Genomic DNA, 21451 nt, shown 5'->3' with positions numbered 1-21451 from the left:
TTACCCGGTGTGACGGTGACCGAGCGCTCGGGCGCAGGTCTCGTCGACCTCCCATGCGTACGCTGGACGCATGCCCATCCTCATCACCCCGGACGACCTCGCCGCCTTGATCGCCTCCGAGACGCCGGTGCGCGTCCTCGACGTGCGCTGGCGACTCGACGCACCGGACGGACGGCCCGCCTACCTCGAGGGACACCTGCCCGGCGCCGTGTACGTCGACCTCGACCACGAGCTGGCCGACCACGTGCCGCCCGGAGAAGCGGCCGTCCGAGGCCGCCACCCCCTGCCCGATCGCGAGGCGCTCCAGGCGTCCGCGCGATCGTGGGGCGTCGACGACGGTGACGTGGTCGTGGTCTACGACGACCTCACGAGCCTGTCGGCGGCGCGCGCCTGGTGGGTGCTGCGGAACGCCGGCATCGCGGACGTCCGCATCCTCGACGGCGCGTTCCGGGCGTGGACGGACGCCGGACTACCCGTGGAGCGTGGCGAGGTCGTCCCAGAACCCGGGACCGTCACGCTGACGACGGGTGTCCTGCCGAGCATCGACATCGACACCGCAGCGACGTGGGCGGGCGAGGGGCGGGTCCTGCTGGACGCGCGCGCCGGCGAGCGGTACCGGGGTGACGTCGAACCGATCGATCCCCGGGCCGGTCACATCCCCGGAGCGCTCAACACACCGACGACCGCCAACGTCGGCGCCGACGGCCGGTTCCTCTCGCCTGAGACCCTCCGCGAGCAGTTCCTCGCCGCGGGCGTACCGGAGGATGCGACGGTCGCCACCTACTGCGGCAGTGGGGTGACCGCGGCGCACAACGCGGTCGCACTCACCCTGGCCGGCTTCGAACCGGCGCTGTACCCGGGGTCGTGGAGCGAGTGGGCGAACCACCCGGAGCGTCCGGTGGCGACAGGACCCGAGGCCTGAGCCGTCGTCCCGGTCATCGAGCTTGTCGAGATCCGGCCTTCGACAGGCTCAGGGACCGGCGTCCATCGTCAGGGACCAGGGAGCGCTAGCCCGCGAGGACCTTCTGCAGGCGCTGCAACGACACCGACTCGGCCGTGCCCAGCTGCTGGGCGAACAGGCTGATCCGGAGCTCCTCGAGCATCCACCGGGCCTTCACGAGGTGCTCCGGAGCCTCGGCGGGCAGTGGGATCGTGCCGCCGGCGGCCTCGAACCGTGCCGACGCCGTCTGCGCCTCCGTCATCCACACCCGGTCGCGGTTCGGGTTGTCCGTCAGTCGCTCGGCGCGGTAACGGATGCCCGCGAGGTAGCGGGGCAGATGCTCGAGTCGTGCTGAGCCCGTCCGGGAGACGAAGCCCGGGAAGACCAGTCCGTCGAGCTGGCCCCGCATGTCGGTGAGGGCCGCGAGCAGCGTCATGCTCGTCGCCGCCTTCATGGCCTTCTCCGTGTCGCGCGCGGCTTGCAGGATGCGGGCGACGATGGCGACCGTCTGGAACATGCGGTCCATGACCGAGGCGGAGACGCGGTCGCGAAGCGTCTCGTACTGCAGCCGCGAGAACACCTGTCCGTCGGGCACCACGCGGAACAGGACATCGTCGATGCAGGCGGCGAGGCAGTCCTCGAACAACGCCGGCGTCGATCGGTACGGGCTCGTCGCGAGCGCCAGCTTCTCATTGGCCTTGAGGTGCTGCTGCACGTACGCCGTCGGGGACGGGATCGCGAGCAGGAGGAGGCGGCGCACGCCGGCGGGCATGGCGCGGGCCTGGTCGGCCTCCGTGCTCATGATCCGGATCGACACGCTCGTGCCGTCGTCGACGATCGCGGGGTAGCCGCGGATCACGCCGTCCTCTTGGCGGATGTCGATGAAGCGGGGGAGGTCGTCGAAGTCCCATCTGGTGAACCCGGAGCGCTCGATGGCGTTGGGCACTCTGGCGGCCGCGACCTTGGCGACGCTCGCACGGGTGCGCTGCTTGAGGCGCTGCTGCAGCTCGACGAGGTCCTTGCCGCTCGCGAGCGTGCGGCCGCGCTCGTCGATGACGCGGAAGGTCACGAGCAGGTGCTCGGGGACGCGTCCCATCTCGAAGTCCGAGGCGTTGATGTCCATGTAGGAGAGCCGCTTGATCGCGTTCGCGAGACGGGTGGCGAACGAGTCCTCGGCGGAGGGACTGCCGGGGGCGACCGCCGGGACGTCGGCGGGGAGCTCGGCGAGCAGCTTCGCCGCCCAGTCGGCCGCAGGCACGATGTTCCGACGCAGGGCCTTCGGGAGCGCTTTGATCATCGCGGTGATGAGGTCTCGACGGAGCCCGGGGACCTGCCAGTCGAAACCCGCGGGCGAGAGCCGGTCGAGCAGGGCGAGCGGGACGATGACCGTCACGCCGTCGTCGTCGCTTCCGGGCTCGAAGCGATAGCTGAGCTTCAACCGCTGGTCGGCCTGCACCCACTCGGCGGGGAAGCGGTCCTCGTCCACCGCCGGAGCGTCCTCGGGGAGGAGGTCCTCCTGGCGCATCGTGAGCAGCTCGGGCTGGTCGACGCGCGTCTTGCGCCACCAGGACTCGAAGCCCCGCGTCGTCGAGATCTCGGCGGGGACGCGGGCGTCGTAGAAGTCGAAGACGGCTTCGTCGTCGAAGAGGATGTCGCGGCGTCGCGTCCGCTCCTCGAGCTCACTCAGCTCCCTGCGCAGTCGTCGGTTCGCGCGGTGGAAGTCGAACAGCTTGTCGCGACCGATGTCGTGGGTCCACTCGCCGTCGACGAGCGCGTGCCGCAGGAACAGTTCACGGGCCTGCTCCTGGTCGATGCGACCGAACTGCACCCGGCGGCGCGGCACGATCGGCACGCCGAAGAGGGTCACCTTCTCGAACGCGACGGCGGAGCCCTGGTTCTTCTCCCAGTGCGGCTCGCTGTACGAGCGCTTGCAGAGGTCGCCGGCGATCTGTTCCGCCCACGCCGGGTCGATCGAGGCGTTGGTGCGGGCGAACAGCCGACTCGTCTCCACGAGTTCCGCGCTCATCACGGCGTTCGGCTGCTTCTTGGCGAGCGCGGACCCGGGGAAGAGGACGAAGCGCGTCTGGCGAGCGCCGATGTAGTCGCCCTTCTTCGCGGTCTTCGTCGCCGGGGGAGCGTTCCGGCCCTTCACGACCGGAGCGACGGTCTGGTCCTTCAGCCCGATGTGGGAGAGGAGCCCCGCGAGGAGCGACTTGTGGATGCCGTCGGGGTTCACCGCCGGCTCGTTGATCGTCAGCCCGAGGGGCTTCGCGAGCTGCCGCAGCTGGCGGTAGACGTCGTGCCACTCGCGGACGCGGAGGTAGTTGAGGAACTCGTTCTTGCAGAGCCGACGGAACGCGCTCGACGACAGCTCGTCCTGTTTCTCCTCGAGGTAGTTCCAGAGGTTCAGGAGGGCGAGGAAGTCGCTCGTCGGGTCGACGAACCGGCGGTGCAGTTCGTCGGCTTTCTGCCGGTGCTCGAGCGGTCGTTCGCGTGGGTCCTGGATGGTGAGCGCCGCGACGATCGCGAGCACCTCCCGCGACACCCCGTGCCGCTTCGACTCCACGACCATGCGCGCGAACCGCGGATCGATCGGCAGGCGGCTGAGGTCGCGCCCCACCCGCGTGAGGCGTGGACCGCCGCCGCGAGGTGACCCGTCGGCGAAGGTGCGCGTCTCGATCGCGCCGAGTTCGGACAGCAGGTCGACGCCGTCCTTGATACCGCGGGCGTCCGGCGGCTGGAGGAAGGGGAAGGCGGCGATGTCGCCGAGGCCGAGGGAGATCATCTGCAGGATCACCGCGGCGAGGTTCGTGCGGAGGATCTCCGGTTCGGTGAACTCCGGGCGCTTCGCGAAGTCGTCCTCCGAGTAGAGCCGGATGGCGATGCCGTCACTCGTGCGGCCGGAGCGACCCGAGCGCTGGTTCGCCGACGCCTGCGAGATCGCCTCGATGGGGAGCCGCTGCACCTTCGAGCGCACGCTGTAGCGCGAGATGCGGGCGGTTCCGGCGTCGATCACGTACGTGATGCCGGGCACCGTGAGGCTCGTCTCGGCCACGTTCGTCGCGAGGATGATGCGCCTGCGGAGGCCTGCCACGGTCGACGGCTGGAACACGCGGTGCTGGTCGGCGGAGGAGAGCCGGCCGTAGAGCGGGAGCACCTCGGTGCCGGGCAGGTTGCGGCCGCGGATGGCGTCGGCGGCGTCGCGGATCTCCGTCTCGCCGGACAGGAAGACGAGGACGTCGCCCATCGACTCCCGCGCCAGCTCGTCGAGGGCCGCGTTGATGCCCTCGAGGTAGTCGCGGTCGGCGGTCTCGGACTCGGGGGCGTCCTCATCGTCGTCCGTGGGCTCGTCGGCCACGAGCGGCCGGTAGCGGATCTCGACCGGGTAGGTGCGGCCGGAGACCTCGACGATGGGCGCTCCGTCGAAGTGCTTCGAGAAGCTCTCCGGGTCGATCGTCGCGGACGTGATGATGACCTTGAGGTCGGGGCGCTGGGGGAGGAGCTGCTTGAGGTAGCCGAGCAGGAAGTCGATGTTGAGGCTGCGCTCGTGCGCCTCGTCGATGATGATCGTGTCGTACTTGCGCAGCATCCGGTCGCGGTGGATCTCGTTCAGCAGGATGCCGTCGGTCATCAGCTTGATCTTCGTCGCCTTCGACGCCTGATCGGTGAAGCGGACCTGGTAGCCGACGATGCCGCCGAGCTCCTGGCCGAGCTCCTCCGAGATGCGTTCGGCGATCGTGCGCGCGGCCAGTCGTCGGGGTTGCGTGTGCCCGATGGACTCGCGACCGAGCTCGAGGCAGATCTTCGGCAGCTGGGTGGTCTTGCCGGAACCCGTTGCCCCGGCGACGATGACGACCTGGTGCTCGCTGATGGCACGCGCGATGTCCGCGCGAGCGGCACTGACCGGCAGCTCGGGCGGGTAGGAGATTCGGAGGTCGGACATCAGCCCTCCATCGTATCGGGCTGGGCGGGTTGTGCTGCCGTTCCGGGCCTCCTGATCCCGCGAACCCTGAGCCCCCCTTCCCCGGTCCTCGAGCCACCTTCCCCGGTCCCTGTGCCGCCTTCCCCGGTCCCTGAGCTTGCCGAAGGGCACACGCGGGACCCCGCTCCGGTGATCTCCTACCGGTCCCTGAGCCTCCTCCTTCGGTCCCTGAGCCACCTTCCCCGGTCCCTGAGCTTGTCGAAGGGCACACGGAGGACCCCACGGTTCCGGGGCTGTTCATCCCGGTCCCTGAGCCTGTCGAAGGGCACACGAGGACACGTCCACAGACGCCTCGACTCGGCATCTGGAATGTCACTGGTCCATGGTGGACTTGTCCTATGACCGAGACCACCCTCACCGCGATCCGCGCGAGCGACGACTGCGCCGCGCGCCTCGCGGAGTTCTCGGAGGAGTGGGCGGACCTCCACCGGCAGCAGGCCGTCCTCGACGCACGCAAAGCGCGCCTCCTCGCCCGCTCCGCCGCCTACGCGGACGCCTTCGCCGACGCCACGGTCCCGGCCATCTTCCCGCCGGCCGAGCGCCAGGCCTTGTCCCGCCGGTCGACGTGCGCGGCTCTCGCGATGGCGACCCGGATCCCGGAGCGGACGGTTCAGTGTGCGACGAACGATGCCGAGCGGCTCGTGAACGAGGCGCCGGCGGTCCTGGCGTCGCTCGAGGCAGGCCGCATCTCGGCGCGGCATGCGCAGGTGATCACCGACCAACTCTGCGACGTCCCTACTGCTGGGCGGGCGGCGTTCCTCGAGCAGGTCCTGCCTGAAGCGGAGCGCATGACCGCAGCAGGACTCAAGAACCGCGCCCGAGTGCTCCGCGAGCGCCTCCACCCGGAATCCATCACCGCCCGCGCGGTCCGCTCCGAGGTCGACCGCCGGGTCGAGTTCGAGCCCGCAGCGGACGGGATGGCGTGGGTGCACCTCTTCACCACGGCACCCATCGCGCAGGGCATCATCGAGCGCATCGAAGCAGCGGCTTCAGAATCACGCGCATCTGGCGACACCCGCACCTGCGTCCAGCTGCAGGCGGACGCCTTGGCGGCGCTCGCGCTCACCGGCGTCACACCCGACGACGTCATGTCCAGCGCGGTCCTCCCGCACCCGATCGAGGTGCAGGAGCACATCAAGCCGACCGTGCAGATCACCGTTCCGGCACTGAGCATGGCCGGCGTCTCCGACACCCCGCCAACCCTCGACGGCTACGGCCCCATCGACCCGGAGACCGCGGCACGCATCGCGGTGAACGCGCCCAGCTTCACCCGGATCCTCGTCGAACCCGAAACCGGTGCGGTCCTCTCCGTCGGCCGCAACCAGTACAGGGTTCCCGCCGACCTCCAACGCGCGGTGCGCCTCCGGGACGGCACCTGCCGGGCACCAGGCTGCGGCAGACGGGCCCGGGCCTGTGACCTCGATCATTCTGTCGCGTGGGAGGACGGCGGGACGACAGATGTCGGCAATCTCGCCTGCCTCTGTCGACATCATCACCGGATGAAGCATCTCCCCGGTTGGAACCTCCAACACGCACCGGGCGGCGTCCTCGAGTGGACGACACCCGACGGGAAGCGGCATCGGACCGAATCGGATCCCGCGCCATTCTGACCAGCTCCGGTCCCTGAGCCTGTCGAAGGGCGGTTGGGCTGCGGCGCCTCGGTGCGAAGCGGGGATGTTTACGCGCGGTATCGCAAACAGGGTTGCCTCGCAGAGTGGTTTGCGTTACAAAGTAGGTATGACTTCACCGATGGAACCCACCGACGGCTCGGACGCGCTCGACCCGGCCGCCATGCTCGCTCTGCAGGAGCGACAGGCGAGCCGTGTCGACGACATCTTCACGAGGCCCACCATCGCGATCGTGTACGTCTGGGGTGTCGCGTGGACCGTCGGGTTCCTGGCCCTCTGGTCCGCGAGCGACGAGAACCCCTGGTTCACCACGCCGCCGGCGGTCGCCGGATGGCTCTTCGGGATCCTCATGGTGGGCGGCATCGTCTCGTCGTCGATCATCGGCTCCCGCGTGTCGCGTGGGATCCAGGGAGCACAGCAGGTGCAGGGGACGATGTACGGCATCGCCTGGGCGATCGGGTGCACGGCAGCGGCGGTGTTCGGCGGCGCACTGTTCGCTGCGGGGATGGCACCCGCACTCGCCGCCATCTTCTACCCGGCGATCTACAGCCTCGTGGTCGGTCTGCTCTACCTCGCAGGTGGAGCAGTCTGGCGCGACCGCCTCATGTACGGCATGGGCATCTGGATCATCGTGGTCGGCATGGCCGCGCCGTTCTTCGGCTCGCCGGGCAACGCGCTCGTCATGGCCATCGCCGGCGGAGGCGGGTTCCTCGTGTACGCGACCTTCCTCGAAGCGACCCGCCGTCGGCGTGCCCACCGATCGGCGGCGTGACCGATGGACGAACTCGACCCCCTCATCCATGCCCAGGCCCGCCTGCGCATCATGTCGACGCTCGCGGCGATCGATGCGGACAGCAGTATGTCGTTCCCCCGCCTGCAGGAGATGCTCGACATGACCGCCGGGAACCTCTCCACGCATCTGCGGAAGCTCGAGGACGGCGCCTACGTCCTCGTCACGAAGACCCACCGGGGACGCACCCCGGTCACCTACCTGGAACTCACCACGCTCGGGCGCCGCGCGTTCGAGGACTACATGACCGGGCTCCGAGCGATGCTCGGCGGCGCGTCGGGAACGGGGACATCATGACGATCACACCACTGGCCACCCTCGAGGGCGTGACACGACGTTACGGCGACGTGACCGCGCTGCACGACGTCGACCTCAGTATCGAGCCGGGCTCGCTCGTCGGGCTCCTCGGGCCCAACGGCGCCGGCAAGTCCACCGTGCTCTCCCTGCTGCAGGGCACCCGACGTCCGACGACCGGCACGGTGACGCTCTTCGGCGGCGATCCCGCCCATGCGGTCAACCGCACCAGGCTCGGGTCGACACCGCAGGAGACGGCACTGCCGCCCACGCTCCGGGTGGGAGAGGTCGTCGACTTCGTCGGACGCCACTTCGCGGACCGCGTGCCGACGGCCGCCCTGGCGGAGCAGTTCGGTCTCGGTGACCTCCTCCGACGCCAGACGGGCTCGCTCTCGGGCGGCCAGCAGCGCCGCCTCGCGGTCGCGCTCGCGTTCGTCGGCAGACCGCGTCTCGTGCTCCTCGACGAGCCGACGACGGGCCTCGACGTCGACGCCCGCCGAACCCTCTGGGACGCGATCCGCCGGCAACACGAGCTCGGGGCGACCATCGTCCTCACCAGTCACTACCTCGAGGAGATCGAAGCGCTCGCCGAGCGTGTCGTGGTCCTGGGTGGCGGACGGGTCATCACCGACGCCCCGCTGCGCGACGTCCTCGGGCTCGTCGGTATCCACCGGGTGCGGCTCCGGACCACCGACCCCGGAGCGGTGGAGCGGCTCACCGGGGTCGTCCAGGCGAGTCGTGACGGTGACGCCGTCGAACTGGACGTCCGTGACGCCGACGCGTTCGTGCGCGAGCTCGTCCGGTCCGAGGCCCCGTTCACCGATCTCGCCGTGCGCGGAGCGACCCTCGAGGAGGCGTTCCTGACCCTCACGGCGGATGCCCGGGCGGACGTCGAACGGAGCGCCGCCTGATGGCCACCACCGTCCAGCTCACCGCCCTGCACGCGCGGTACTCCCTGCTCGAGACCGTGCGCGTCCCGATCGCGCTGATCGGCTCGCTCGTCTTCCCGGCGCTCTCGCTACTGTTCTTCGTCGTCCCGCAGGCGCAGGTCGCCGGCGATCCCGTCATCGCGACCCAGGCGGTCATCTCCCTCATCGTCTTCGCCGTGCTCGCCAACTCCCTGTTCGGCTTCGGTTTGACCATCGCCCAGGCGAGGGAACAGGCGTGGGATCCGTACCTCCGCACGCTTCCGGTGACGGGTGTCGCCCGGGTTCTCTCGCACCTGTGCTCGGTCGGCCTCCTCGGGTTCGCGGCCGTCATACCGGTCGTCGTGCTCGGCGCGTTCCTGACCGCAGCCACCACGACTCCGATGGGACTGCTCGGCGGCATCGTGGCGCTCCTGGTGGGTGCCCTGCCGTTCATGCTCCTCGGCACCGCGATCGGGTACGCCCTCCCGAGCAAGGCCGCGATCGCCGTGGTGCAGGTGGTCATGTTCTCGCTGGCCTTCGCCGGCGGACTGTTCATCCCACCGTTCCTCTTCGCCCCGTGGCTCGACCGGCTGTCCATGTTCCTCCCGAGCCGTCAGACCCGGGAGCTCGTCGTCTGGGCGGTCCAGGGTGGCGAGTTGCCGTGGTGGTCGTGGGTCGGCGTCCTGGCGTGGACGCTCGTCCTGACCGTCGTCGTCCTCGCCCTCTACCGCCGCGACGAGGGCCGCCGCTACCGCTGAGGTCGACGGACACCTCGCCGAACACCGGCCGTTCCCGCGTGCCGTCATACGTCGACACACACCGTGCACCGGCCGCGAGGCGCTCGTACGCTGACGTCCATCCCGGCCGGTCCACGGCCCCTCGACGAGCGGATGGAGCGACCCGTGTCCAGCAGCGCAGACCAGACGAACGCCGCCGACCGATCGACGGGCGCGCACTGATGGGAGCGCCCGTCGTGTTCGGCACCGGCCCGATCTCGGTCGACGACCTCGTGGCCGTGTCCCGTGACGACGCCATCGTCGTCCTCGACACCCCGGCGCTCGACCGCATCGGCGCCGGCCGGGCCATCATCGACCGGCAGACGACGCCGGTCGGAGTCGGCGCTCAGGGTTCTCGGCCCCATGGTCCACGGATCCCTGGGGCCGCCGGGGGACGAGCGGCTCCGCGCACCGCGACGCTCGACGTCTCGGCGGTGGAGGAGCGCGTCGTCCATGACCGCCGTGGCGGCATCGGACTGCCGCTCTCGGTGGACCGTGCTCGGGCGGTGATCGCCGCCCGGCTCGCCGGCTGGACCCGTGGTGCATCCGGGATCCGCCTCGAGACCGCCGTGTTCGTCGCGGAACTCCTCAACCGTGGGGTGACCCCGGTGATCCCGTCCATCGGCTCCCTCGGCGACGGCGACGAGACCCACCTGGCATCCGTCGCGACGCTCGTGATCGGACAGGGGGAGGCGGTCCTCGCGGGCGAACGGCTCCCCGCGCAGGTCGCCCTGTCACGGGTCGGGCTCGCGCCGCTCGACCTCGCTGTGCACGAGGGGCTGGCGTTCGTCCACCACAACGCCTACTCCCTCGGCGTCGGCGCGCTCGCCCTCCACCGGCTCGGCGCGCTCAGTCGACTCGCGGACACCACGTGCGCAGTCTCGTCCCGGGCGGCTGCGCGGTCCGGGCGCGGCGGGCGAGAACCGGCGTTCGACGCGACGGTCCTCGCCGGCACCCCCTCGGCCGGCACCCGGGCGAGTGGCGAGCGGATCTCCGAGTTGTTGGCGACGTCGGTCGCCCCAGAGGGTGCGCGTGGCGGGCGGGACCTGGACGGACTGCGGCTCCGGGCGACCCCGCAGATCAACGGTGCCCTCGCCGACGAGGTCACCGCGGCCGTCCAGCTCGTGGAAGCGACGCTCGGAACGGCCTCGGAGGATCCACTCGTCGACCAGGCGTCGGGTGTCCTGCGGGCCGGCGGGTTGCTCCACGGCGCGCGGCTCGCCCGCGCCTTCGACGGGCTGCGCGCGGCCATCGCGCACACCGCCGCTGCGGCCGAGCGACGGCTCAGACGCATCGACGGAGGCGGGGCCGACCACCGGGGGACCGGGCACGGGCTCGTACCGGGTCGGCTCGGTCAGTCGGCCGCGGACCTCGTCGCCGAACTGCGCGTGCTCGCGACCCCGGTCGTCACCGCCGGCGTGCCGGACGAGGGCTCGGACGACCCGGCCTCCTTCGCCGGGACCTCGCTGCGACTGCTGGAACGTTCGACCGCCCTCTTCGCGGACGTGCTGGCGGTCGAGGCGATCGTCGCGGCGGACGCGCTCGGCCCGGGCGAGCACGACGAGTGGGCGGTCGGGTTCTCCGTCGCCCATGCCGGCCTCCGGTCGGCGATCGAGCAGGAGCTGCACGGTCAGCAGCTCGTCACGGCGGCCCTCGCCGCGTTGGGCGTCGACCGATCCTGAGTGACGGCGGCCGACGGGTGACGGTGCGCGGGCGCACCCACGTCGTCGCATGCCATGTATTTCGACACGTGTCGAGGGGGTGGGCGATGTCGGTGCCCTCCGGTAGGTTCGGACCACCGACCGAGAGACGTTCAGCGAGCCACCGACCGCGGCGGCGACGGCCCTTGGAAGACGACCTGTCACGAACAGCCGTGCAGAGAAGAGGCATCGGTCCAGCATGATCTCCTTCGAACACGTCTCCAAGCGCTTCGACGACGGCACCCTCGCGGTCGACGACTTCTCCCTCACGATCCCGTCGCGTTCCACCACGGTCTTCGTCGGGTCCTCAGGCTGTGGCAAGACCACGCTCCTGCGGATGATCAACCGCATGGTCGATCCGAGCGAGGGACGCATCGTCATCGACGACGAGGTCGTCTCCGCCGTCGACCCCGTCCGTCTCCGTCGCCGCATCGGCTACGTCATGCAGAACTCCGGTCTCCTCCCGCACCGCACCGTGATCGACAACGTGGCGACGGTGCCCATGCTCACCGGCGTCAACAAGAAGCAGGCCCGGGCGGACGCCCTCACCCTCCTCGACACCGTCGGACTCGATCGCGCGCTCGCCGACCGGTACCCGAGTCAGTTGTCCGGTGGCCAGCAGCAGCGCGTCGGCGTCGCACGAGGCCTTGCGATCGACCCGAACATCCTGCTGATGGACGAGCCGTTCGGTGCCGTCGACCCGCTCGTGCGTGCCGAGCTCCAGCGGGAGCTGCTCCGACTGCAGCGCGACATCGCGAAGACGATCGTGTTCGTCACCCACGACATCGACGAGGCCTTCCTCCTCGGCGACCAGGTCGTCATCCTGCAGAAGGGCGGCCACATCGCCCAGGTCGGCACGCCGGCCGAGATCGTCGCCAACCCAGCCGACGACTTCGTCGCCCAGTTCATCGGCGCCGATCGCGGCCAGCGGACCCTGCACGTCGAGCGCGTCGACGGACGCGACGTCGTCGTCGACGAGTCGGGCCGCCCCGCCGGCGTCCTCGGAGCCGGGCCCGGCGCAGGCGACCGCACCGGCCTGGACGTCCGGAAGGACGGCGCATCCACATGAGCTGGGTCATCGCGAACTGGGACATGATCTGGGACCTCACCCTCACCCATGTCCAGCTGAGCCTGCCCCCGATCATCCTGGGCTTCCTCATCTCCCTACCCCTCGGCTGGCTCGCACACCGGTACCGGTGGTCGCGAGGCGTGCTGCTCACGCTGAGCGGCATCCTCTACGCGATCCCGTCCCTGCCGCTGTTCGTCCTCATGCCGTCCCTCATCGGCACGAAGATCCTCGATCCGGCGAACGTCGTGATCGCGCTCACCATCTACGCCGTGGCCCTGCTCGTCCGCACGGTCGCCGACGCGCTCGACGCCGTCGACGCCGGGGTCCGGCAGTCGGCCCAGGCCGTGGGGTTCTCCACCGGCCAGCGGTTCTGGCGGGTCGAGTTCCCACTGGCGGGCCCGCTCATGCTCGCCGGCGTCCGGGTGGTCTCCGCGAGCACCATCAGCCTGCTGAGCGTCGGCGCCCTCATCGGTGTGACGAACCTCGGTTACCTCTTCACCGACGGCTACAACCGGCAGTTCCCGATCGAGATCCTGACCGGCATCGTCGGGACGGTCGTGATCGCGATCGTGTTCGACGTCCTGCTGGTGCTCCTCGGCCGAATCCTCATGCCGTGGACGCGGATCAGCTCGAAGGGTGCGATCCGTCGTCGTCGCGCGGCCACCGAAGCCCGTGAGCTGGCGACCGCCGGGGGAGGAGCCGCATGATCAACTTCCTCGCCGCCTTCGCCTGGATCCTCGACCCCGCGCACTGGGAGGGCCCGGGCGGCATCCCCGTGCGGGTGCTCCAGCACCTGGCCGTGACCGGCCTGACCGTCCTCATCGCCTGCGTCATCGCGATCCCGCTCGGGCTCCTCATCGGGCACACCGGGAAGGGGCGAGAGGTCGCGGTCGCGATCACCGGCGCGCTCCGGGCGCTGCCCACGCTCGGTCTGCTCTCGCTCCTCGCACTCATCACCCTCGGGTGGGGCTTCTCCAGCACGAGTCTCGTCCCCGCGATCACGGCCCTCGTCGTGCTCGCCGTCCCGCCGGTCCTGGCCGGTGCGTACGGAGGGGTCGAGGCGATCGACCGCCAGACCATCGACGCCGCGCGTGCCGTCGGGATGAACGAGTGGCAGATCCTCGGCAAGGTGGAGATCCCGCTCGCGCTCCCGCTCATGATCGGTGGCGTGCGCTCGGCCGTCCTGCAGACGATCGCGACCGCGACCGTCGTCGCGTTCCTCACCAACGGCCCCGGTCTCGGTCGCTACATCCTCGACGGTCTGCCCGTACGGGACTACGCGCAGATGCTCGCCGGCTCGATCATCATCATCGTGCTCGCCCTCCTCCTCGAGGGCGTCTTCTCCCTGCTGCAGCGTGCCGTCGTGCCGCGCGGCGTCCAGGCGACCCACACACGGGTCGACGAGACCCGGGGTCACGCCACGAGCGGTGGCGACCGGTCCACCGCTCCAGACCCCGTCGTCGCAGAAGCGGAGGCGAACATGCAGACCGCGGCATACCGCAACGACTGAAGCGACCCACCACCCCGGGTGACAGCACCGCCCGGCTCCCAGACCCACAACGGCACCACCGTTCTCGCCAATCACAGATAGGAAACACCATGTTCACAGTTCGACAGGGTCGACGCCTCGCCGTCGGCATCGCCGCGACCGCCGTCGCGGCCCTCGCACTCAGCGCCTGCTCCGCAGGCGACCCGACCGCCGGGGAGACCGCGGCATCCGACACGATCACGGTCGGCTCCGCCGGATTCCCCGAGTCGGAGATCATCGCGCAGATCTACATCCAGGCGCTCGAGGCCAACGACATCAAGACGGCCGAGTCCCTGAACATCGGCGCTCGCGACGTCTACATCGCAGCGCTCGAAGACGGCTCGATCGACCTCGTCCCCGACTACAGCGGCAACCTGCTGCAGTTCTTCGACGACTCCGCCACGGCCACCTCGAGCGACGAGGTCTACTCCGCCTTGCAGGAGGCCACGCCCAAGGGCTACGAGGTCCTCGACCAGTCCAAGGCGGAGGACAAGGACTCCTACAACGTCACGAAGGAGTTCAGCGAGGCGAACAACGTCACGAGCCTCGCCGACCTCGCGGCCCTCACCATCCCGCTCGCCATCGGCGGCGCACCCGAGCTGGCTGAGCGTCCGTACGGCCCGAAGGGCCTGACCGAGGTGTACGGCGTCCCCGCCGACAAGCTCACCTTCGTCCCGATCAGCGACGGCGGCGGCGCCCAGACCACCGCGGCCCTGCTCGACGGAACGGTCCAGCTCGCCGACATCTACACCACGACCCCGTCGATCACCGAGAACGACTTCGTCACGCTCGAGGACCCGGAGAACCTGATCCTCCCGCAGAACGTCCTGCCGCTGATCAACTCGGCCAAGGCCAGCGACAAGGTCAAGGAGGTCTTGAACGCCGTGTCGGCGGAGCTGACCACAGAAGACCTCATCGAGCTCAACGCCCGCAACCAGGGCGACGAGAAGGCAGCTCCGAAGACCCTCGCGGCCGACTGGCTGAAGGACAAGAAGCTTTTCAGCTGAGCAGCAGCCACACGTCGATGGCGTCGTCCGGTCCTCCGGGCGGCGCCATCGCGCTGTTCGCGGGGAGCGCATCCGGCTGCAGCCGGATGTCCAGGGGGTCTCCGACACCTGAGGAGTTGGTAGCGTCAGGGTATGAGTTCCGAGACCCCCGCAGAGTTCATCGCGTCCTGGACCGCCTGGCACACCGCTCGCGAGCGTTCCGTCCGCGCACCCCACGGTATCGCCGCCCTCCGGTTCACCCACTGGCTGACCGAGGAGGCGACCGCCCTCGAGGGCGCGCCGGGCACCTGGCGTGCGGACGCGACCGGCATCGTCGGTGAGCGGCTCACGGGGACCGGACTGACCACGCCGAGTGGCGCCCAGATCATGACCGACCGCGTCGAGCTGGTCCACGGCGACGAACTGCACTTCGGCGACGCCCTGCTCCGAGGCATGGAGCGGGACGGCGTGTACGCCCTGCGCGTGCTCGATCCTGAGGCGCCGACGCGGACCTCGCTCGATGGCATCAGCGCCTTCGCCCCCGACGTCGCCTGGATCCGGCCGGCGCGGTTCGTGCCGTCCCCGGACGTCACGGTCGAGACCGAGTCGATCGACGGCCACGTCACGACCGAGACACCGGTCGGCCGGGTCGAGTTCGAGCTCGGTGATGAAGCGGTGTCGCTGACGGTCACCGGCGGCCCGAACGGACTCTGGACGGTGTTCTCCGACGGCACGAGTGGCGACGAGAGCTACCGGTTCCGTTTCATCAGCATGCCGGCCCCGACCTCGGACGGCCACGTCCTCGTCGACTTCAACCGCGCGTACCTGCCGCCGTGCGCGTTCAGCGACCACTACGTGTGCCCGCTGCCGGCGCCGAACAACCGGCTCCGTACGCGGATCACGGCGGGCGAGCGACTGCCGCTCGGCCAGTAGGTCCCGGGCCACGGACCCCGCATGACCAACCGGCTCGCCGAGGCGATGAGCCCGTACCTCCGATCGCACGCCGAGCAGCCGGTCGACTGGTACCCGTGGGGGCCTGAGGCCTTCGCCGAAGCGGCCCGCCGCGACGTCCCCCTGCTCGTGTCGATCGGCTACTCGACGTGTCACTGGTGTCACGTCATGGCACGCGAGTCGTTCTCGGACGAGCACATCGCCGAGCTCCTCCGACGCGACTTCGTGGCGGTGAAGGTCGACCGCGAGGAGCACCCCGACGTCGACGCCAGTTATCTCGCCGCCGCCGGCGCGTTCACCCGTGACCTCGGTTGGCCGCTGAACGTGTTCGTGACGCCGCGCGGACACGTCTTCCACGCGGGGACCTACTCGCCACCGGTGCCGCTCCGAGGGCATCCCTCGTTCCCGCAGGTGCTCGAGGCGGTTCGCGTCGCGTGGACCGAGCGACGGGAGCAGGTCGTCGCGAGCGCCGACGGACTCGCGCGGGCGATCGCCGAGACGATGTCGTCCACGGATGACGCGCCGCTGCCGGAGACCGGCGAGCTCGATGCGGCGGTCGAGGCGGTCGAGGCGCTCGAGGACCGGGAGCTCGGTGGCTTCGGCACGGCTCCGAAGTTCCCGATGGCCCCGCTGTTCGACTTCCTGCTCACGCCGCGCGAGGGGGACGCCGCTCGCCGCGGTGTCGACCTCGCGCAACGCACCCTCAGGACGATGGGGGCATCGGCGCTCCGTGACCCGGTCGAAGGAGGGTTCTTCCGGTACGCGGTCAACCGGGACTGGAGCGAGCCGCACTACGAACGCATGCTGACGGACAATGCGCTCCTCCTCACCGCCTACACCCGGGCCTGGGCCGAGCGTCCGAGCTCGTGGGCGGCCGGTGTCGCCGCCGGGATCGCCGAGTTCCTCATCGGCACGCTGCAGCAGCCGAGCGGCGGCTTCGGGTCGGCGCAGGACTCCGAGAGCATCGTCGACGGCGTCGGATCGGAGGGCGGCTACTACCGACGCGATGCGGACGGCCGGGCGACGCTGACCCCGCCGGCCGTCGACCGCAAGGTGCTCACCGGGTGGAACGGGCTCGCGATCGGCGCACTGGCGGAGGCCTCGACAGTCTTCGACCGCCCCGAGTGGCTCGAATCGGCGAGGTGGGCGGCGGACGCGGTGATCGAGAACCACCTCGGCTCGGACGGCACGCTCGCCCGGGCCTCGCTCGACGAACGGCGGTCGGATGCGTCGGCGACCCTCGAGGACTACGGGATGCTCGCGGAGGGGCTCCTGCGCCTCGGCCTCGCGACGGGCGAGGTCCGCTACGCGGAGGTCGCCCGCGACCTCGTCGACCGGTGCTTGTCAGACGAGACCGTGACCGACGAGACCCTGCCCGACGACACCGTGACCGACGCCCCCTCCGCCACGGTGGCCGGCTTCATCCTGCCTGGTGGTGGCGACCCGGTGCTGTCGGCCCAGGGCATGCGGATCGACGGCGACCCGTCGGAGGGCGCGTATCCCTCGGGGATCTCGTCGCTCGGACGCGCGTCGCTGCTGCTGTTCCAGCTGACGGCCGACGGCCGGTTCCGGGACGCCGCCGAGGGCGCGGTCCGGTTCGCCGCGTCGGCTGCGCTGTCGGTACCGACCGCGTTCGGCGCGAGTCTCGCCCTGGCGGCATCGCTCGCCGGTCCGGCGTCGCAACTCATCGTCGTCGAATCGGATCGGGTGGATCCGGACGAGGACGAGGAGACGGCGGACCGGGCGATGCGCGACGCCGTCAGGACGCGCCGGGACGACGTGGTGGCGGTGGTCTCCGAGCGGCAGGCGGTGGCTTGGGCGACGAGCGGGTTCGACGTCTTCGCCGAACGGACGAGTCGCGACGGCCGGTTGACCGCCTACCAGTGCCGGGACTTCGTCTGCCGTCTCCCGGTGACGGACGTGGCGCAGCTCGACGCCCGCTGATCCAGCGCACCCGTCGACCCGACACGCGGATGGGTCAGGCTCCGAACGAGCCGTCCGGACGGCCGAACCGCAGCTCGCGTGCTTCGGAGCGCCAGCGCCCGAGTCCACCGTCGAGGAGCGCGACGCGCTCGTATCCGGCGCCGGTCAGCGCCGCACGAAGGCGCTCGGCGGAGCGCCCGTCCATCTGGTCGTACAGGACGACCGTGTGCTGCTCCGTGACGCCGATGGCTGCCGCACCGCGTCGGACCTCCTCCGCTGAGGACGCTCCGAGCCCCCGGCCCGTATCGAGCAGTTCGACGAACACGGCGCCGGGGACGTGCCCGTCGAAGAGGTACAGGTCGTAGCCGCTCACCAGTCGCACCGGGCCGCCGTCCAGCGCAGGCAGCTCGACGACACTCGCGTCGAGGACGATGAGGCTCTCGCTGCCGAGATGGTCCGCGAGCCACTGGGTGGAGACGAGCGGGTCCACCAGGAACGGCGCGTGCTTGGAGGTCATGCGCCCACCGTAGGAGGCCGCGGCCCGGATGACCACGGTGGTCGGCAACACGCGGTCACACGACGCCGCGGTTCAGCACTCGATGACGTTGACCGCGAGACCGCCCTCGCTCGTCTCCTTGTACTTCGTCGACATGTCGACGCCGGTCTGGCGCATGGTCTCGATCACGGTGTCGAGCGACACCAGGTGCGTCCCGTCGCCGTGCAGCGACAGCCGTGCGGCGCTGACGGCCGTCGAGGAGGCGATCGCGTTGCGTTCGATGCACGGGACCTGGACGAGCCCGCCCACCGGGTCGCACGTGAGGCCGAGGTGGTGCTCCATCGCGATCTCCGCGGCGTTCTCGACCTGACGCGGTGTGCCGCCGAGGACGGCGCACAGGGCACCGGCGGCCATGGCGCAGGCCGAGCCGACCTCGGCCTGGCAGCCGCCCTCGGCCCCGGAGATGGACGCGTTCGCCTTGAAGAGCGAGCCGATGGCGGTCGCGGTGAGCAGGTAGCGACGGATACCGTCGAGCGAGGCGCCCGGCACGAACCGCAGGTAGTAGCTTCCGACGGCCGGGATGATCCCCGCGGCCCCGTTCGTGGGTGCGGTCACGACCCGCCCGCCGGAGGCGTTCTGCTCGTTGACCGCCAGGGCGAACGCGTGCAGCCACTCCGTGGGGAGCTCACGCCCGCTCTCGGCCTCGGCCACGTCGAGGCGCTCACGGACGGCACGTGCCCGGCGCTTGACGCCGAGACCGCCCGGGAGGGTGCCGGTGTCGGCGAGCCCGGCGGTCACGCACTCGTGCATGGCCGTCCAGATGGCGTCGAGGCCGGCGTCGACCTCGACGGCTGGCCGCAGGGCTTCCTCGTTGCGTCTCGCGATCGCGTCGATCGGGAGTCCCGTCTCGTCGCAGAGCCCGATGAGCGCCTCAGCGGTCCGGAACGGCATCGGCACGGGTGTCGACGGCAGCACCGTGCTCGGGTCGTCGCCGTCACGACGGATGAAGCCGCCGCCGACGGAGTAGTACGTCTCGGAGCGCACCGGGAGGTCGCTCCGCTGGTCCCAGGCGTGGAGGGTCATGGCGTTCGGGTGGCCTGGCAGCCTCGTCCTGGGCACGAACGAGACGTCGTCCTTCGAGAACGCGATGGCCCGCGTCCCGGCGAGCGTGAGCGGAGCGCCGTCGGGGTGGTCGCTCCAGGCCCGTCGGACCTCGGCGGGATCGCACCCTTCGGGGGTGAGCCCCTGGAGTCCCGCGACGACGGCGTCTGGGGTGCCGTGGCCGATGCCGGTCGCGCCGAGCGATCCGTACAACGAGCACGTGACGCGGTCGACCTTGTCGAGCAGGCCGTCGTCCGCGAGCCCGGTGGCGAAGGCCAAGGCTGCCCGCATGGGTCCGACCGTGTGCGAGCTGGACGGCCCGATCCCGATGGAGAAGAGGTCGAACGCGGACACGTATGCGGTCACTGGACGACCCCCTTCGGTGCGACTGGCTCCTCTCACTCTAAGCGTCTTCAGCGCCGGGTGCGGTGTCAGCGGACGTCAGCGGGTGTCAGCGGCAGGTGAGCGCTCCGTGAGTGCCCCCGCCCACACTGTTGTCCGGGTCGCCCACCGGCGGTCCACACCTGATTTCGAAAGGCATCCGCATGAGCATCAGCTCCGACTGGGCGATCGAAGCCCACGGCCTCGTGAAGACCTTCGGCGACAACCGGGCGGTCGACGGCGTCGACCTCTCGGTCCGCACCGGCACCGTCTACGGCGTCCTCGGCCCGAACGGCGCCGGCAAGACCACCACCATCAGCATGCTGGCGACGCTCCTGCGTCCTGACGCCGGCACCGCCACCGTCTTTGGTCACGACATCCAGCGGGAGTCGCAGGTCGTGCGCCAGCTCATCGGCGTGACCGCGCAGTTCGCGTCGGTCGACGAGAACCTCTCGGCCACCGAGAACCTCGTCATCTTCTCTCGACTGCTCGGACTCGGCCGCGCGGAGGCGAAGCGCAAGAGCGCGGAACTCCTCGAGGAGTTCGGCCTGAGCGACGCGGCGTCGCGACCCTTGAAGAAGTTCTCCGGCGGCATGCGTCGTCGTCTCGACCTCGCGGCGAGCCTCATCGCCCAGCCGCCCCTCATCTTCCTCGACGAGCCGACCACGGGCCTCGACCCGCGGACCCGGGCGCAGATGTGGGACACGATCCGCCGCCTGGTCGCGACGGGCTCGACCGTCCTCCTGACCACCCAGTACCTCGACGAGGCGGACCAGCTCGCCGACCGGATCGCCGTCATCGACCGCGGTCTCGTCGTCGCCGAGGGCACCTCCGACGAGCTGAAGGCCTCCGTCGGCGAGTCGTCGCTGCAGCTGCGGCTCGCGGACCCCGCCGACCTGGAGGATGCGCGACGGGTCATCTCGAGCGTCCTCGGCGTGGACACCGTCGTGTCGCCGGAGGCCACCCGCATCACGGCCCCGATGCGCGACCCCGACGCCGTGACCGACCTGTTCATCACGCTCCGGGAAGCCGGGATCCGGCTCACGGAGATGAGCGTCCAGAAGCCGACGCTCGACGAGGTCTTCCTCACCCTCACCGGGCACGGCGTCGAGGCGGACGACGCCGACGCCGTGTCCGACACCGATTCCCTCGACACCGCAGAGCAGGTCCACGCATGAGCACGATCACCATCACCCCGGCCGCAGACCGGTCGCTCCGGAACCACGTCAGCCTCTCGCAGACGGTCCGCAACTCCTTCACCATGGCGTACCGCGGACTGCTCAAGATCAAGCGCACGCCCGAGCAACTGATCGACGTGACGGTCCAGCCGATCATCTTCACGCTGATGTTCACGTACATCTTCGGCGGCGCGATCGCCGGCGACGTCGCGAGCTATCTGCCGATCATCATCCCGGGCATCCTGGTCCAGACCGTCATCACGACCTCGGTCGTGACCGGCATCCAGCTCCGCGAGGACATGGACAAGGGCGTGTTCGACCGCTTCAAGTCGATGCCCATCGCCCGCATCGCACCGCTGGCCGGTGCCCTCCTCGCCGACACGGTGCGCTACACGATCGCCACGACGCTCACCTTCGCGATGGGCTTCGTCATGGGGTACCGACCGGAGGGCGGCATCGGCTTCGTGGCCCTCGCCGGCCTCCTCGTGATCGTCTGCGCCTGGGCCATCAGCTGGATCTTCGCGTTCTTCGGGGTCATCGCCCGGAGCGCGAGCAGCGTGCAGGGCATCTCCTTCCTCGTCCTGTTCCCGCTGACGTTCCTCTCGAACGCCTTCGTCAACCCGGAGACGATGCCGAGCTTCCTCCAGGGCTTCGTGGACGTGAACCCCGTCTCGCACCTCGTGACCGCGGTCCGCGACCTCGCGAACACGGGTGTCTTCGGCGGTGACGCCTGGCTGGCGCTCCTCGGTGCCGCCGTCATCGTGGCGGTCTTCGCACCGCTCACCGTGCGGGCGTACATGCGCCGCGCCTGACGACGAGA

The 21451-nt window shown here is 70.3% G+C and carries 18 protein-coding genes; 15 read left to right on the top strand and 3 right to left on the bottom strand.

Annotation, left to right across the window (positions count from 1 at the left end; translation table 11 throughout):
* Positions 1–70 precede the first annotated feature (70 nt).
* Positions 71–922, top strand: a complete 852-nt coding sequence (locus tag RWN05_RS05895) for a sulfurtransferase (RefSeq protein WP_314138951.1) — start codon at positions 71–73, stop codon at positions 920–922.
* Between the two features lie 85 nt (positions 923–1007).
* On the opposite strand, the gene hrpA is transcribed toward RWN05_RS05895, so the two are convergent.
* Positions 1008–4883: an ATP-dependent RNA helicase HrpA gene (hrpA, locus tag RWN05_RS05890; RefSeq protein WP_314138950.1), complete on the bottom strand. Its 3876-nt coding sequence runs from the start codon at positions 4881–4883 to the stop codon at positions 1008–1010.
* Between the two features lie 377 nt (positions 4884–5260).
* Between hrpA and RWN05_RS05885 the strand changes: the two genes are divergently transcribed.
* The 12 genes from RWN05_RS05885 (at position 5261) to RWN05_RS05830 (ending at position 17496) form a co-directional block, all read left to right on the top strand.
* The gene (locus tag RWN05_RS05885; RefSeq protein WP_314138949.1) at positions 5261–6532 is read left to right on the top strand and encodes a DUF222 domain-containing protein; all 1272 of its coding nucleotides are present in this window, start codon (positions 5261–5263) and stop codon (positions 6530–6532) included.
* Positions 6533–6659: 127 nt separating this feature from the next.
* Positions 6660–7322 (top strand): hypothetical protein, encoded by a 663-nt coding sequence (locus tag RWN05_RS05880; RefSeq protein WP_314138948.1) that lies wholly within the window; start codon positions 6660–6662, stop codon positions 7320–7322.
* 3 nt (positions 7323–7325) lie between these two features.
* Positions 7326–7637 carry a transcriptional regulator gene (locus tag RWN05_RS05875; protein ID WP_064296516.1) on the top strand — a complete coding sequence of 104 codons (312 nt, stop codon included), beginning with the start codon at positions 7326–7328 and terminating at the stop codon, positions 7635–7637.
* Entirely contained in the window at positions 7634–8545 is a 912-nt protein-coding gene (locus RWN05_RS05870) for an ABC transporter ATP-binding protein (protein WP_314138947.1), read from the top strand. Before RWN05_RS05875 ends, RWN05_RS05870 begins: the two co-directional genes overlap by 4 nt.
* Complete coding sequence (locus RWN05_RS05865) at positions 8545–9300, top strand: ABC transporter permease (RefSeq protein WP_314138945.1); 756 nt, start codon at positions 8545–8547, stop codon at positions 9298–9300. Before RWN05_RS05870 ends, RWN05_RS05865 begins: the two co-directional genes overlap by 1 nt.
* A 200-nt stretch (positions 9301–9500) precedes the next feature.
* The gene (locus RWN05_RS05860) at positions 9501–11000 is read left to right on the top strand and encodes an aromatic amino acid lyase (protein ID WP_314138941.1); all 1500 of its coding nucleotides are present in this window, start codon (positions 9501–9503) and stop codon (positions 10998–11000) included.
* Positions 11001–11217: 217 nt separating this feature from the next.
* A complete protein-coding gene (locus RWN05_RS05855; RefSeq protein ID WP_064296512.1) occupies positions 11218–12087 on the top strand; it encodes an ABC transporter ATP-binding protein in 870 nt (289 codons plus the stop codon).
* Positions 12084–12794, top strand: a complete 711-nt coding sequence (locus tag RWN05_RS05850; RefSeq protein WP_064296511.1) for an ABC transporter permease — start codon at positions 12084–12086, stop codon at positions 12792–12794. The genes RWN05_RS05855 and RWN05_RS05850 overlap by 4 nt, the downstream gene beginning before the upstream one ends.
* A complete protein-coding gene (locus RWN05_RS05845) occupies positions 12791–13597 on the top strand; it encodes an ABC transporter permease (protein WP_064296510.1) in 807 nt (268 codons plus the stop codon). Before RWN05_RS05850 ends, RWN05_RS05845 begins: the two co-directional genes overlap by 4 nt.
* A gap of 89 nt (positions 13598–13686) precedes the next feature.
* On the top strand, positions 13687–14622 hold the full coding sequence (locus RWN05_RS05840; protein ID WP_079705431.1) for an ABC transporter substrate-binding protein: 936 nt from the start codon (positions 13687–13689) through the stop codon (positions 14620–14622).
* A gap of 132 nt (positions 14623–14754) precedes the next feature.
* The gene (locus tag RWN05_RS05835) at positions 14755–15534 is read left to right on the top strand and encodes a DUF1684 domain-containing protein (RefSeq protein WP_314138936.1); all 780 of its coding nucleotides are present in this window, start codon (positions 14755–14757) and stop codon (positions 15532–15534) included.
* Positions 15535–15555: 21 nt separating this feature from the next.
* Positions 15556–17496 carry a thioredoxin domain-containing protein gene (locus RWN05_RS05830; protein WP_314138935.1) on the top strand — a complete coding sequence of 647 codons (1941 nt, stop codon included), beginning with the start codon at positions 15556–15558 and terminating at the stop codon, positions 17494–17496.
* A gap of 34 nt (positions 17497–17530) precedes the next feature.
* Here the strand turns inward: RWN05_RS05830 and RWN05_RS05825 are convergent, their stop codons facing one another.
* Together RWN05_RS05825 and RWN05_RS05820 are read right to left on the bottom strand one after the other, a co-directional pair.
* Positions 17531–17992, bottom strand: coding sequence for a rhodanese-like domain-containing protein (locus RWN05_RS05825; RefSeq protein WP_314138934.1), 462 nt, complete (start codon positions 17990–17992; stop codon positions 17531–17533).
* 72 nt (positions 17993–18064) lie between these two features.
* Positions 18065–19438 carry an L-serine ammonia-lyase gene (locus RWN05_RS05820; RefSeq protein WP_314138932.1) on the bottom strand — a complete coding sequence of 458 codons (1374 nt, stop codon included), beginning with the start codon at positions 19436–19438 and terminating at the stop codon, positions 18065–18067.
* Between the two features lie 179 nt (positions 19439–19617).
* Between RWN05_RS05820 and RWN05_RS05815 the strand changes: the two genes are divergently transcribed.
* Entirely contained in the window at positions 19618–20631 is a 1014-nt protein-coding gene (locus tag RWN05_RS05815; RefSeq protein WP_314138931.1) for an ATP-binding cassette domain-containing protein, read from the top strand.
* Positions 20628–21443: an ABC transporter permease gene (locus RWN05_RS05810; protein WP_064296503.1), complete on the top strand. Its 816-nt coding sequence runs from the start codon at positions 20628–20630 to the stop codon at positions 21441–21443. The genes RWN05_RS05815 and RWN05_RS05810 overlap by 4 nt, the downstream gene beginning before the upstream one ends.
* Positions 21444–21451 lie beyond the last annotated feature (8 nt).

It is taken from the genome of uncultured Plantibacter sp. (genome assembly GCF_963518075.1).
Classification (GTDB): Bacteria; Actinomycetota; Actinomycetes; order Actinomycetales; family Microbacteriaceae; genus Plantibacter; species Plantibacter flavus_A.
This window is presented reverse-complemented; position numbering and strand designations above follow the sequence as displayed.